This is a genomic window from Dehalococcoidia bacterium, from assembly GCA_041653995.1.
In the GTDB taxonomy this organism is placed as follows: Bacteria; Chloroflexota; Dehalococcoidia; order GIF9; family UBA5629; genus CAIMUM01.
In genome coordinates, this window is record JBAZEK010000001.1 from 634,459 (window position 1) to 646,817 (window position 12,359).

At 46.5% G+C, this 12,359-nt stretch carries 16 protein-coding genes and 2 tRNA genes; 9 read left to right on the forward strand and 9 right to left on the reverse strand.

Annotation, left to right across the window (positions count from 1 at the left end):
• Positions 1 to 8: 8 nt before the first annotated feature.
• A tRNA-Gln gene (locus WC359_03090) sits at positions 9 to 82 on the forward strand.
• A gap of 11 nt (positions 83 to 93) precedes the next feature.
• Here the strand turns inward: WC359_03090 and WC359_03095 are convergent.
• The 3 genes from WC359_03095 to WC359_03105 form a co-directional block, all read right to left on the reverse strand.
• Complete coding sequence (locus WC359_03095; protein ID MFA5399409.1) at positions 94 to 300, reverse strand: hypothetical protein; 207 nt, start codon at positions 298 to 300, stop codon at positions 94 to 96.
• A gap of 18 nt (positions 301 to 318) precedes the next feature.
• Positions 319 to 1,020: a MerR family transcriptional regulator gene (locus WC359_03100; GenBank protein MFA5399410.1), complete on the reverse strand. Its 702-nt coding sequence runs from the start codon at positions 1,018 to 1,020 to the stop codon at positions 319 to 321.
• A 167-nt stretch (positions 1,021 to 1,187) separates the two neighbouring features.
• Positions 1,188 to 1,328, reverse strand: a complete 141-nt coding sequence (locus WC359_03105) for a hypothetical protein (GenBank protein MFA5399411.1) — start codon at positions 1,326 to 1,328, stop codon at positions 1,188 to 1,190.
• 106 nt (positions 1,329 to 1,434) lie between these two features.
• Between WC359_03105 and WC359_03110 the strand changes: the two genes are divergently transcribed.
• Positions 1,435 to 2,214, forward strand: a complete 780-nt coding sequence (locus tag WC359_03110; GenBank protein ID MFA5399412.1) for a PhzF family phenazine biosynthesis protein — start codon at positions 1,435 to 1,437, stop codon at positions 2,212 to 2,214.
• Here the strand turns inward: WC359_03110 and WC359_03115 are convergent.
• From WC359_03115 to WC359_03125, 3 genes are all read right to left on the reverse strand, one after another.
• Positions 2,187 to 2,630 carry an MOSC domain-containing protein gene (locus WC359_03115; GenBank protein MFA5399413.1) on the reverse strand — a complete coding sequence of 148 codons (444 nt, stop codon included), beginning with the start codon at positions 2,628 to 2,630 and terminating at the stop codon, positions 2,187 to 2,189. The genes WC359_03110 and WC359_03115 overlap by 28 nt on opposite strands.
• Before the next feature lie 27 nt (positions 2,631 to 2,657).
• On the reverse strand, positions 2,658 to 3,434 hold the full coding sequence (locus WC359_03120) for an enoyl-CoA hydratase-related protein (protein MFA5399414.1): 777 nt from the start codon (positions 3,432 to 3,434) through the stop codon (positions 2,658 to 2,660).
• 108 nt (positions 3,435 to 3,542) lie between these two features.
• Positions 3,543 to 4,475, reverse strand: a complete 933-nt coding sequence (locus WC359_03125) for a 3-keto-5-aminohexanoate cleavage protein (protein MFA5399415.1) — start codon at positions 4,473 to 4,475, stop codon at positions 3,543 to 3,545.
• Between the two features lie 163 nt (positions 4,476 to 4,638).
• On the opposite strand from WC359_03125, the gene WC359_03130 reads away from it, so the two are divergent.
• The 3 genes from WC359_03130 (at position 4,639) to WC359_03140 (ending at position 6,045) form a co-directional block, all read left to right on the forward strand.
• Positions 4,639 to 5,277 (forward strand): PHP domain-containing protein, encoded by a 639-nt coding sequence (locus WC359_03130; protein MFA5399416.1) that lies wholly within the window; start codon positions 4,639 to 4,641, stop codon positions 5,275 to 5,277.
• Entirely contained in the window at positions 5,274 to 5,885 is a 612-nt protein-coding gene (coaE, locus tag WC359_03135) for a dephospho-CoA kinase (GenBank protein ID MFA5399417.1), read from the forward strand. The genes WC359_03130 and coaE overlap by 4 nt, the downstream gene beginning before the upstream one ends.
• Before the next feature lie 85 nt (positions 5,886 to 5,970).
• Positions 5,971 to 6,045, forward strand: a tRNA-Asn gene (locus WC359_03140).
• Positions 6,046 to 6,388: 343 nt separating this feature from the next.
• On the opposite strand, the gene WC359_03145 is transcribed toward WC359_03140, so the two are convergent.
• A complete protein-coding gene (locus tag WC359_03145) occupies positions 6,389 to 6,985 on the reverse strand; it encodes a helix-turn-helix domain-containing protein (protein ID MFA5399418.1) in 597 nt (198 codons plus the stop codon).
• Between the two features lie 356 nt (positions 6,986 to 7,341).
• On the opposite strand from WC359_03145, the gene WC359_03150 reads away from it, so the two are divergent.
• The 4 genes from WC359_03150 to WC359_03165 are packed head-to-tail and all read left to right on the forward strand — an operon-like array spanning position 7,342 to position 10,014.
• Positions 7,342 to 7,728, forward strand: a complete 387-nt coding sequence (locus WC359_03150) for a hypothetical protein (protein MFA5399419.1) — start codon at positions 7,342 to 7,344, stop codon at positions 7,726 to 7,728.
• Positions 7,729 to 7,730: 2 nt separating this feature from the next.
• Positions 7,731 to 8,873: an AAA family ATPase gene (locus WC359_03155; GenBank protein MFA5399420.1), complete on the forward strand. Its 1,143-nt coding sequence runs from the start codon at positions 7,731 to 7,733 to the stop codon at positions 8,871 to 8,873.
• Complete coding sequence (locus WC359_03160; protein ID MFA5399421.1) at positions 8,873 to 9,205, forward strand: hypothetical protein; 333 nt, start codon at positions 8,873 to 8,875, stop codon at positions 9,203 to 9,205. The genes WC359_03155 and WC359_03160 overlap by 1 nt, the downstream gene beginning before the upstream one ends.
• A 26-nt stretch (positions 9,206 to 9,231) precedes the next feature.
• Complete coding sequence (locus WC359_03165) at positions 9,232 to 10,014, forward strand: rhomboid family intramembrane serine protease (GenBank protein ID MFA5399422.1); 783 nt, start codon at positions 9,232 to 9,234, stop codon at positions 10,012 to 10,014.
• A gap of 427 nt (positions 10,015 to 10,441) precedes the next feature.
• Here the strand turns inward: WC359_03165 and WC359_03170 are convergent, their stop codons facing one another.
• Positions 10,442 to 10,972 carry a hypothetical protein gene (locus WC359_03170; protein ID MFA5399423.1) on the reverse strand — a complete coding sequence of 177 codons (531 nt, stop codon included), beginning with the start codon at positions 10,970 to 10,972 and terminating at the stop codon, positions 10,442 to 10,444.
• A 122-nt stretch (positions 10,973 to 11,094) separates the two neighbouring features.
• A complete protein-coding gene (locus tag WC359_03175; GenBank protein MFA5399424.1) occupies positions 11,095 to 11,790 on the reverse strand; it encodes a tyrosine-type recombinase/integrase in 696 nt (231 codons plus the stop codon).
• Between the last annotated feature and the right edge of the window lie 569 nt (positions 11,791 to 12,359).

Consider the following 12,359-nt stretch of genomic DNA (forward strand, 5'->3'; position numbering starts at 1 on the left):
AATCGCACTGCCGAGTTGTGTAGTGGTAGCACGACGGACTTTGAATCCGTTTGCCCAGGTTCGAATCCTGGCTCGGCAGCCAGCTACTATTCCTCAATCTTTTTTCGGTCCCATATGGTATTTAATCAGCGCCTTCCTATTCAGCCAAACATGTATACACATCATTGCGATAAACAGGACCGCTATGAAGATGTGGGCCTCCGGCGGACGTCCTGCATGGAACTCCTGGGACTCCACGATACCCGTCACCACGACCAGAATAAACAATATGGGCATGGTGATACCGATAAACTTTCTCATTTAAACACCTCAATTGTCCTATTGATGTTGATCGACAATGACCTCACGAAAGATCTTGTGAGCGAGACATGATTTCATCTCCGTCAGCGCTCTGGAAAGACGGGCGACGGGGACACTACTCGCGCCGTGTATTTCGTGCACCTTTTCGTGTATCGTTTTCGCTTCATTACGGACTGCATCTACATACTGCCGGTATACCTGCAGGTCGGAGGGCTTCAGGCCGAACTCGGCAAGCTCGCTCACGATCTGTGCGATACGCAGACTGACGTCATCATAAATTCGACCCTGCGGTGTATCCGCCGGCATGAGAAAACCCAGCTCATCCAGTTCATTCAGATCGGCGGCAGACATACCAGTAGCATGAACCAGTTCGCTGAAAGTCAGCTTCTTGAATTCACCGGTTCCCATGGGATGAAATACATCGTCGAGAAAAGTCAGCATCTCGATCAAATGGTTGGTATCCTCACCACGTTGCCTGGCGCTCATCATCATTTTTATAGCCGAAAGAGGAAGGAACCTTTTCACCTGAAGCTGCTTGATCAGACGGATATCCTCGACACACTCCGGGCTGTAATAAGCCATATTACGGGCGGTCTTGACCGCCGGAGAGAGCAAGCCTTCCCGGACATAGTAATGTATGGTCGGCAGAGAAACCCCGGTGACGCGGGACACCTCGCTTATCCGCATCAATCCCCTTTTCTTCTCTATCGCTGTTGCCATTGATTTTTGCCTCTAAGTATAGAGTATAACTATATACTTTACACTTGTCAACGGCTATAGTACTCAGTTGTGCGTGCGTCATGCATCAGGTAAAGATATAGCCGGGCTGTCTGACCATTAAGATCGCCGGCAGCATCACCTGTAATAGGTTATCTGATTCTGAATGGTTACTTATTAGCCAGTTCTTTCTGATAGGCCTTCCATCCCGGGCACCAGGTGGTGTGCCATTTCCAGATCCTGCTCATCAGCGCATTAGGATTGGCCTCGGCCTTCTTCTTCATGGGACAGTCTGCACATTTCGATGCCATTATTTTCTCCTTCATCCGAGTTGAACTTATCAACTGTATTTGTGTATACATATTTTATATTAATTGGATATAATCCGTTACGCTTTAGCTCACAGGGGGTGGCCCGATGGAAATTACGCTGTATCAAATCGATGCATTCACCAACCATATCTTCGGCGGCAATCCCGCCGCCGTCTGCCCACTGGATGAGTGGATCGACGGCAGCCTGATGCAGAAGATCGCTGAGGAGAATAACCTGTCGGAGACTGCCTTCTTTGTAAAAAGAGAGGGTCGCTACGAGATACGTTGGTTCACTCCGGCTGTGGAGATCGAACTGGCGGGGCATCCTACACTGGCCGCCGCCTATGTCATATTCAATTACTGCAACCACGGTTCCAGCACAATCATCTTCTCGTCGAAAAGCGGGGAACTTACAGTTAAAAGGGACTCCGATCTGCTTAAAATGAATTTCCCTGTATTGAAGGCGGCAAAAGCCTCGGCAAACGACCTGCTCAACCGCGCACTCGGGCTTGCTCCAATTGAGCTTTATTTGTCGCGCGATTATCTGGCAGTTTATAAATCACAGAAGGATATACTCTCGATCGATCCTGACCTCGGCCTGCTTAAGAAGCTGGACTGCCTTGGTGTGATTGTAACTGCTCCCGGCGATGAGGCTGATTTCGTATCACGTTGTTTCGCGCCTTCCGTAGGCATCGACGAGGATCCTGTCACCGGCTCCGCGCATTCCACCCTCATTCCTTACTGGTCGCAGCGCCTGAAGAAGGACACGCTGCACGCATACCAGCTATCAAAACGTGGAGGCGAGTTATTCTGCAGGAACCTGGGCCGCAGGGTCGAGATCGGCGGAAAGGCAGTTCCCTACCTGAGCGGCAAGATCGTTATCTGATCGCCGGGACTAATGCATCCCCCTTTAACGACTCTGGCGAATACACCCTCTCTTGGCATGATGCAGATACCCATCTCTTTCATGATGACGCACCCGCTATGGCACTTCTTCCCGATCTGAGTGATCTCCAGCGTAACGTCTTCTCCAGCCCGCAGGCGTGCCCCGACCGGCAGTGAGACCAGTGAGATCCCGCTGGTTGTGACATTCTCGGCGAAATCGCCCGGCTTGAATTCATGCCCATCGACATTCATCTTTGCGATACTTTCCTCCGCCAGCAGGCTGACTTCTCTCACTTTGTCGCCTCCGGCATGTGCGTCACCCTCCATCCCAAGGCCTACCTTGAATACGCCCGAAACAACCGGCGTCTTCCTGACGCCTTTGGTATCGCTGCTGCACACCGCAATCACTCTGGCCATATCATCTCCATGAGTTACTTATATCTATTATTTTATAGCGAAAGGCCTCGTGCCATGCTGAGCATCGTTCATTGTGAAGGCCGACGATGTTGTCTCGAAGCTCAGCCCAATCTCCAGCGGATAGGACATGGCCACGTTGCAGGCCCTCTTGGCGGCTTGCACGACCACCGGATTATAGCCGGCGATCTCGTTGGCCATCTTGAGCGTCGCCTCCATGAGCTTGCCCTTGGGATATATCTGCTGTATTAAGCCGATGCGCAACGCCTCCGGGGCCTCAATCCTTTTCCCCGTATAGATCAGCTCCTTGGCTTTTCCGATTCCGACCGCCCGGGGCAGCCGCTGACATCCTCCCAGGTCGGGTATGATGCCCAACTGCACCTCGGGCAGCGAGAAAACGGAGTATTCAACCGCGAATCTGAAATCGCAGGCCAGTGCCAGCTCGAGCCCACCACCCAGACAGTATCCGTTAATGGCAGCTATAACAGGCACGGCCAGCTTCTCATACATAGTGAAGACATCTCGCAGTTTGCTGATACCGTCGTAGTAATCACGTATATCCGGGCCTGTGATAAAGTTCTCACCAGCGGCAATCTTCTTGAGATCGATGCCTGAACTGAACGATTTCTCGCCGGACCCGGTGATGATGACCACCCTGATATTGGGATCGTTGTCAATTTCGACGGCCGCATGCTTCAACTCATTGTTCATGCCCCGATACCAGGCGTTCATTGCACCCGGGCGGTTGAGCGTAATAATGGCGACGTGCCCCTTCACATCATAGGTAAGATCGCGATAAGCTGACATCGGTTCCTCCTGGCAACAAGAATAGAGGTCTTACAAACCCTCTACACTTTATAGATTATTGCTGGAAATTTCAATTAGCCTGTATCTCGCATCGCCTGCGTCCGGGCGTTAGTAGTTCACCTTATCCAGACCTTTCAGCCCTAGGATTGCTCTGGCCTCGCCCGAATTAGCCGGCTCAAGCCCGAGCTCCTTCATGATGCGTATGATCTTCTGCACCAGTTCGGCATTGCTCTTTACCAGCACGCCCTTGCTCAGGTAAAGGTTATCCTCCATACCCACCCTGACATGGCCTCCCATGGCCATTGCCACCGTACAAATGGGCATCTGAAACCTGCCCGCGCCTATTGCGGACCAGGTAAAATTACCCGACCCCAGGGCTTCCCTGGTCGCGTTTACCAATGTGACAAGGCTGTTTACCGTCGACGGCACACCCCCCAGCGTTCCGGTCACGAATTGTATATGCACCGGCAGCTTCATATGTCCCCTCTCTATCATGAATGCCAGGTTATTGACCATGCCCAAATCGTAGATCTCCACCTCCGGCCTGGTGCCGCTGGCGGAGAACAACGACAGAAACTCGCGCAGTGTTTTAAATGTATTGGGGAAGATATAATCCTCGCTGGCCAGCATGCCCAGCCTCTCCCAGGGATATTTCCAGTCCTTGATCTTCTCCGCCACGTGAAAGACCGAGAAGTTCATCGACCCGAAATTGAGCGATGCGATCTCCGGCCTGAAGGTGGTAACCGGAGAGGCCCTTTGCTCCGTGCTCATACCCATGCCGCCTCCAGTGCTGACGCAGATCACAGCATCCGACGCCTTTTTTATGCCGGCTAGCACCGTGCGAAAAATCTCGATATCGGGGCTGGGCATGCCGTTTTCCGGATTTCTGACATGTATATGCAGAATGGCCGCGCCCGCCTCTGCTGCCCGTATACCGTCGTCAATGATCTGCTTAGGTGTCAAGGGTAGATAGGGCGACATACTTGGAAAATGGGCAGAACCTGTTAATGCAGCGGTAACGATCACTTTTTGCCCGGACATCACAACACCTCCCTGTATGATGCCATAATAGACAAGGCTTGATTGGTAGTCAAATTTAGTAAGTGCTGCTATAATTCGCCTGCAAATCAATTACGACAGGTGCTGCCGGAAGGCAATTCGTCCCGAGTTATCCAGCATAATAATTTTCCGGTGAACATGTAGATTGAAGATCGACCTACATATACATACAAGCAAGCTGTCCCCCGACAGCAGACTGGACCCGGAGGCGGCAATTATAAAAGCGCGCGAACTGGGTCTGGATGGCGTATGTTTCACCGAACATGACCGCGCCTGGGAGCTGGTCGATATACAGGCGCTCAGCACGAAGTTCGATTTCCCGGTTTTCCGCGGGGTGGAGGTGATGATAAAGGAAGGCGGCGAGATACTGGTCTTCGGACTCAACATCAATTTCACCACGGTCATCGATATCGATACGCTGCGCAAGCTCAGCATGGATTCCGGCGCCTTCATGATCGCCGCGCATCCCTTCCGCGGCTATCCCTGCCATGATACATGGGACTTCCAGACTGCGGCCGACCTGGTTCTCAAGCGGCCTGTATTCGACAAAGTCGATGCCCTGGAGGGATTCAACGGACGCAATATGGAGGGCAACAACGTCTTCGCCTGCAAGCTGGCCGACAAGCTTGGCTTCCAGACCTCCGGGGGCAGCGATGCCCACCACCTGGATGAGATGGGCAAGTGCATAACCATTTTTGAGAAAAACATACGCAATGAAGATGATCTGCTGGCCGAGCTCAAGGCGGGCAGATTTTGCGGCTCAAATGGCGGTAACCACAAATGATCATAGCGGGAGTAACCGGCACCATAGGCACGGGCAAGAGCACGGTAGCACGCATGTTCGCGGAACTGGGCGCATTCGTGATAGACCACGACAGGATATCGCGCGAAGTGGTCGAGCCCGGCAAACCCGCCTGGCAGGCAATTGTAGACTCTTTCGGTGAAGGCGTTTTAAACGACGACCGCAGCATAAACAGGCAGGCGCTGGCCGACATAGTCTTCAAGGATCCCGCCGGCCTACAGATGCTCAACTCCTTTGTACATCCCGCCGTGCTGGACGAGGACCAGCGGCTGGTGGAGGAGAGGAAAGGCATTGATCCCGCCGGCCTAATCATCAAGGACGTCCCGTTGTTGCTGGAGGCGGGACCCGAGATCGCTCACATGCTGGTTGAGAAAATCATCGTCGTATTCGCTTCACCCGATGTCCAGCTCAAACGTCTGATAGCCCGCGGCATGCCAGAGCAGGACGCCCGCAACAGGATAAAAACGCAAAAGCCCGTGGGCGATAAGACGAAGTTCGCCGATTACGTGGTCAACAACGACGGCACGCTGGACGAGACCATGCAACAGGTCAAGGATATCTTCTCCAGTCTGATGGGCCGATCGTCGTAACAGTTATTTTGCCCTGCTGAAAACGCAATGTTATAATATCTCGTTTACCCGGCGTAGCCGGGGCGACGATTGGAAGAGTGCTCATTCCTCGGTAGCTCAACGGTAGAGCGGGCGGCTGTTAACCGCTAGGTCGTAGGTTCGAATCCTACCCGAGGAGCCAAATCTACTGCTACCCATTTGCTTAACACTTTGTATACGATTAGCTTTGAAATTTTGCTTAACTTTCATTAATTTTCCTCCTCTTCGGTGCTCTCTTTCTTTCATACTTCAAACTCAGTACAACCCAATCATGTCCAAGCTTCTTTCCTTTCACATCCCCTTTAGCCAATAGATATCGGACATGCTGCTCGGATAATCCCAAGTATTTCGCCGCTTCCACAACACCGAAAAGCACTTGTTTCATACATATGTTATAAGCGATATCGCTGATATTGTCAATATTACTTGGCTAATGCTATTATTTCAATTTTGACGGTGTCAGAGCTATGATATAGCTAACGTGTTTAAGGTTCCAACTCTACCCATGTATTTTCGTCTATTTGCCGTATTATCCGCTCTAACTTGTGATTAGGAATAAGCCGAGGTTTTTGCCCACTACCAGGAGGAGCCCTTCTACGCATATTTTCTTCATAATCTCGTCTATCTTGCCCCAGCCACTCAATCAATTGTAACAATTGTTCTTTTTCAGATGGTAATAACCTCGCCCAGAATTGCATACCAGGTATTATCAATTGAATATCCTTTGATATCGGTTGCTCGTGAGAATAATTCGGTGCTAATGGATATAAGGCATCAGGAAGAGGTGGCAACTTTCCATTGTTAGCAGTCTCATAATCCGTAATCCAATTCTTTGGTTTTTCTAATGATGTCGGTTCTATCTGCCCTTTCTTTTCATCCTTTTTTGCTTGCTTTTTGTTATAAGTGATAGCTTTATGTTTGAGTCGCTCAATCTCGCTTCTAGGAATCATCCAATTTCCGTACTCTGATGTTTTTTTACCTTTAATGTTCCCTCTTTGACAACTATCACGAACGTTATCCTCTGAGCGGCCCAGAAGAGATGCAAATTCTTTTACAGTATAAAATTGCTTTTCTTCATTCATCCTAATACACCTCGGAAAACCTCAAAAGACCGCAAGTTGCACCATACTCATAGCCACCTATTAAACTGTTGCTAGACATTATAGGAGGCGATAGAGAAATATGCCAAACATCATGGAAAGAAGTGTCATTGATATGAGGCAGGGTAGCTATGTCATAACCCTACCGAAGCCGTGGATACGATATATGAGGATAAAGCCGAAGGATATTTTGGAGGTGATTATTAACGATGACCTAATAATTCGTAAAAAGAAAACGCAACGTATAAAAAATAGAAGGCCAAAATAAAAAGGCTCCTGCCCAAAGCTTTGGTCGGCCAGCAAGCAGGAGCCAAAAGTAAACAACGGAGGCAATCCAATTGTCTACTCACGTCTATTGTAAACTAAAAAATAGAAAATCAAAAGACCGCATACTAGTTCCATCGGATGACAATAGCCGCAATATAGGCGACATTGAGGACGATATATTCACCAAGTTCAATTTCCAATCTTCCAAGCATATCTGCCACAAACATAATGCTATCGGTCTGGATATCGGAGCATTTAAGAACTACATACTGCCCAACGCAACTGAAATAGTCTGCCCTGATAAGGGAAAGTCCATCACCTACAGCATGTCAGTCTCTACATTTATGCAAAATGCTTTTAAGGATGATTTAGGCTGGGGAATGCAAATGTTTTGCCCGTTGAAATTCTGGAATAAGACACAATCCAGGCAATGGCAAGGAAGCCTATGGGAGCTGTAACGATGATAGACATTCAATCCGAACGTAAAATCAGTGCTGAGGTAGATAGAAATAATCAAAGAATCAATCAAATCAACCCTATAGAAAACTCTGATGATTCGAACTCTAACAAGGTAACAATAACCTTGCGCAAGCAATACGGGTTGTTATCAGCCAAAGAATTATTAGAACTCCCTATTGAACCGCTTACAGCATTATGGGGGCCGTTTATTTACAAAGCTTCGGTAATACTCCTCAATGGTAAAACGGGAGTAGGTAAGAGTACATTCCTATATGGGTTGCTTGTGTCGGCTGCAATGGGTATTACGTTTGCAGGCATTCCCTTTGAACGTCCTCTCAAGGTAATTTACAGCGACCGTGAGACTCCACCAAATCTACGACAAATTAAACTTCAAAGGATATGTAATGAAGTTAGGCCGGATAACCTGCTATTTATTCCTAAAGAACTATCCAACTTCCAAGATAATCTGCATATCTACAGAGAGATTGCGCTTAAAGAGAAGGCAGATATTCTGGCACTTGATACCATATCCGAAGCGTTCAACACTAAAGATGAGAATGACAATGCCGAAGCAGTCAGGCAATTCCGTACTATCAGAGATTTTTCCATTGATACCGGATGTGCCGTTATTGCTGTCCACCATACAGGCAGAAGTACATTAAGTGAATCAGACCCCTTTGCAGGCAGAGGTGCTACTGCAAGAGCCGACAAGGTCGATATTGTACTGAATCTATTCCCTCTCAAAGAAGACCCGTCTATATTGTGCTTATCTATTGGTGGTAAAGATAAGATTGCTGGAAACGATTCGAAAATCTATCTAAAGAAAGCTGGGAATGATTCTTTCGAAGTTGTGGAGCGGAAGGAAGCATACGAAGCGACAACATCCGAGCGATGTAAGGAATTCATTCTTGCCAATCTGGATAACACGGAAATATCTACCTCACAGATACAAGCTGAATGCCAGAAGGAAGGATATAGTCAACCTACAGTCACGAGGGTTATCGGAGCATTGGTCGATACTGCAAAATTACGTAAGACGCGGCGCGGATACTACCAGAAGATTGAATCATCAACAAAACATATAGGGATTGATGATTTGATTTTTGATTCAACAGCTTCGATACACACTCCGGAGGCCCGCTGATGGATAAAATCAATTGCCCCTCATGGGAAGGATGTGCTGCCCCATTATGCCCTCTTGAGCCTCTACCTGGTGCACAATGGTTTCCGAATGAGGATATTTGTCATACAGTACTTTTAAGGAAATTACCATGGATACGAGTACAACGCAAGATAAAACGCCGCTACCTGAAAGGGCAAATCGATAGCGATTTCTGCTTTACGCTTCCTACGCTACAGGCCATCAAGGCACCGCGAAAAGGCACGCATGGCATCAGTCCGGAGGCGATGTACAGAAAAGGCACCGGCCAGGACAACCAGAAGCCGCCAAAATCGTTTCCGATGCCCTTAAAGTAGCTTTGTGGGAAAAGACAGCGGGGTCAGTGGATATCAAACCATTGGCCCCGTCTATCAAACTGAAAAACAAGGCTATTCGACAGTTAAAGCCATTCTCTCTTGTAAAAATAAACGGCTTCGAATTACATATCACCATATTGTGGATTACCCAGTCTTTACATCATCTGTTTACTCATATACAATACTCCATTGTCGAAGTTAGTGAGGCGAGCACGGTTGAACGAGGTATTATGATGCAATTTGCAATCTATCCCATGTTAATAATGATGGTCAATGTTACGGTATGGATTGTGGGTATGATAGGTGTTGTTGTGGGCTTTGACCTATTTGGAACATTCAGTCTTTGCCAGCCACTATTATCGGCGAGGCCTTGGACGTTAATCACCTATTTTTTTACATATGACGCATTAGGATATCTAATACCCGATATGCTTATTCTGTTTTTATACGGAAGGGCATTCTGCCGTATAGCGGGACCGAAATCCTTTATTATTACATATCTTAGCGGTGGCTTATTTGCAGGAGTAGTTCTATTATTGTTTGCCCCACCATTATCTATAACGAGTGGTGCTGGAGGAGCAATATTTGCAACGGCAATGGCGTTAACTATTATTGAACCAAAACTCAAAGTGTGGTTCACGTCACTTTGGATTGCAACGGCTGCCTATTTTACCCTTGCGATGTTTGTATATCCTAACTTGATAATTCCGCGCCTACCGCCATTAATAGCATTGCCAACTGCTATAGGAGGAATAATCATCGGCTTGACCGCCGGATTAATACTTCGCTCTAAACAAGCCCAAATATGAAGTAAATACATTTTTTATTGATTTGCTATTACATCTCCCTCTGCTTTTTAAGGCATGAAAAAACTGCCAATAATTCCCCTTTTAGGACGAAAAAAACTGGAAATACTTCGACACCCCCTTTTTGTTTTAAGAAACTCCGTAGCTAAAGGTGTCAATACTTTAATTAGTCCCGAGACCAACCCACTTCCAATTTTTCCTCATTTTGAATGAAAGAAAATCGCGTTAAAATGACTAAAATATATATCCTTGTTTAACTTCGAGATTATTAAAATATTTTTCTACAGCTTTATAAAAGAATAATAAACGAATTGCAAAGACCAAGCCACTTCATATATCTGGTATATGCAGCAAGAAATTATATTTGAATCTGAAAGTAATCTTTAATACTCGATATATATTTTACAGACAGTTGTTCTTTCTATCGTCGTTACTCTGCATTCACTATTAAACGAACATCAACTGCTTTAGGATATTGGTGCATATAGTTAATATTAAAGAACGCCCTTTGCTGTGGTTCAACCATCTGTGAAAAGCCAGATTGTGTAGCCACTATTTCGCCGTTGCTGTCAAGTAAAGCACCCGACATTCTAACAGTGAGTTTTCTATTTGATAGGTTCTGTAGTTCTCCTACTACAGTAACCCACTCTAATATATCATCGCTTCTTACAAGTTTGTAGGAAAGTACCTTGATAAGCTCTTCCTCTGAGCCAGAAGTTTTTGTGCATTCGTCAATACCTTTATTGTAGCCTACATCGTAGCCAGTCTTAATAGCCTTATCAATTAATTCACGATATTTTGTCGTCATATCGTTCATTTCTGTTCGGCTCGCTTCTCTACCCTGAATATAGCCAGCTTCATAACCTCTTTGATAACTCCCATTTTCGATATTTGAGCAACCTGTTGAGCCGAACACAATTGCCAATAGCAATATTGATAGTAAAATTAGCAACTTCCTCATCTTAAGTCACCACTCCTTCATGCTCGATATTATATTCACTCCTATCAGGAAATATCAATTGTGAGAAAAAAACGTTGACCGACAACAGACTGGGCAACCCGCTTATATCTGGATAAAACAGATTAAGATAACGGCGACCTGTAAAACTTCATTGAATCTTGAAAACTGAAAGACCTTGTGTATCGTTGCACCATTTCCAAGCTCTCCCAGCGACCTAATTCCTTAATAGTCATGGTATCTATACCAGCCTTCCTTAACAGCACTGCAAACGTACGTCTGAATGTATGAGGATTGCAGGTAATGCCGGTGCGCATTTCAAGACGGCGTAGCATGGAAGAGATTCCCCATATATTCATGCCCCATATATTATTTTTAGGTTGATATTGAGATAGCCACTTTCGCAGGTATCCCTCTGCCAATACACCAAACGGAGCCATTGCTTCCTTGTTACCTTTTCCAATCACCCTGATAGTATGATTATTCCAATCAATATCCGTAAGCTTGATATTGGTTAATTCAGATAATCGTAATCCACTCTCTATGAATAATGCTATGATTGCCTTATCCCGCATGGTATCGGTTGCCTTAATAAGTGATTGTACCTGTGATAAATCTAACGAGGGCAGTATTAATACTGGCCGTTTAGGTGCCTCAACCCACAGTATTGGATTGTTTTCAGTTTTAAAGCCATACGATGATTTAGGGCTATATAGCCAGTTGTAAAAGGCCCTGAGACATTTATAGTAATCGTATTTGCCACCGATACTGCAAGTGAGAGATTGCAGGAATTTGTTTATCTGTGCGGTAGTCGGGGCCAACCCGATAAATCCAAGTGACCTTGAAAGGGTATTCCTGTAATCCCGTATAGTATTTTGTGAAATACCTTCCCTGCGAGACTTCAAAAATAAGTTAATAGCCTTATGGCAGTTATCCCTTCTTCTTGCAGATGGTTGTAGTGTATCCAAACATTGCAGCAGTTTGGGGCTTGGTGGACGCTTACCACTTTTGACCTGTGAAATGTAGCTTTTACTAAGCTTGCTTAACTTTGATATCTGAGATACACTGAGTTTGTTAAGCAGTTTAGCTATGTCAGGGCGGCTGTTAACCGCTAGGTCGTAGGTTCGAATCCTACCCGAGGAGCCAAATCTACTGCTCAACTATTCACTAAATACCCTGTATGCTGAATAGCAGGCTGTCATATCCGGCGCAGGTTTAAACAGTCCTCTGAAATTACTCATATGCGGAGATAGGAGAGTTGAATATGGATCCTGTTGTGCTCACGAACTTAATTCTCTGTGTCATTATATTAGGTTTAGGCTTGTGGGAATACGTCCGTACCAGATCACGCGTTGAACTATATGTGGGCATTGCTTTCGGACTGTTCGGT

Bases quoted from the DNA above. Each gene is read 5' to 3' on its own strand.
- WC359_03095 (MFA5399409.1), bottom strand. From the start codon at position 300: ATGAGAAAGTTTATCGGTATCACCATGCCCATATTGTTTATTCTGGTC.
- WC359_03100 (MFA5399410.1), bottom strand. From the start codon at position 1,020: ATGGCAACAGCGATAGAGAAGAAAAGGGGATTGATGCGGATAAGCGAG.
- WC359_03105 (MFA5399411.1), bottom strand. From the start codon at position 1,328: ATGGCATCGAAATGTGCAGACTGTCCCATGAAGAAGAAGGCCGAGGCC.
- WC359_03110 (MFA5399412.1), top strand. From the start codon at position 1,435: ATGGAAATTACGCTGTATCAAATCGATGCATTCACCAACCATATCTTC.
- WC359_03115 (MFA5399413.1), bottom strand. From the start codon at position 2,630: ATGGCCAGAGTGATTGCGGTGTGCAGCAGCGATACCAAAGGCGTCAGG.
- WC359_03120 (MFA5399414.1), bottom strand. From the start codon at position 3,434: ATGTCAGCTTATCGCGATCTTACCTATGATGTGAAGGGGCACGTCGCC.
- WC359_03125 (MFA5399415.1), bottom strand. From the start codon at position 4,475: ATGTCCGGGCAAAAAGTGATCGTTACCGCTGCATTAACAGGTTCTGCC.
- coaE (MFA5399417.1), top strand. From the start codon at position 5,274: ATGATCATAGCGGGAGTAACCGGCACCATAGGCACGGGCAAGAGCACG.
- WC359_03145 (MFA5399418.1), bottom strand. From the start codon at position 6,985: ATGAATGAAGAAAAGCAATTTTATACTGTAAAAGAATTTGCATCTCTT.
- WC359_03155 (MFA5399420.1), top strand. From the start codon at position 7,731: ATGATAGACATTCAATCCGAACGTAAAATCAGTGCTGAGGTAGATAGA.
- WC359_03160 (MFA5399421.1), top strand. From the start codon at position 8,873: ATGGATAAAATCAATTGCCCCTCATGGGAAGGATGTGCTGCCCCATTA.
- WC359_03170 (MFA5399423.1), bottom strand. From the start codon at position 10,972: ATGAGGAAGTTGCTAATTTTACTATCAATATTGCTATTGGCAATTGTG.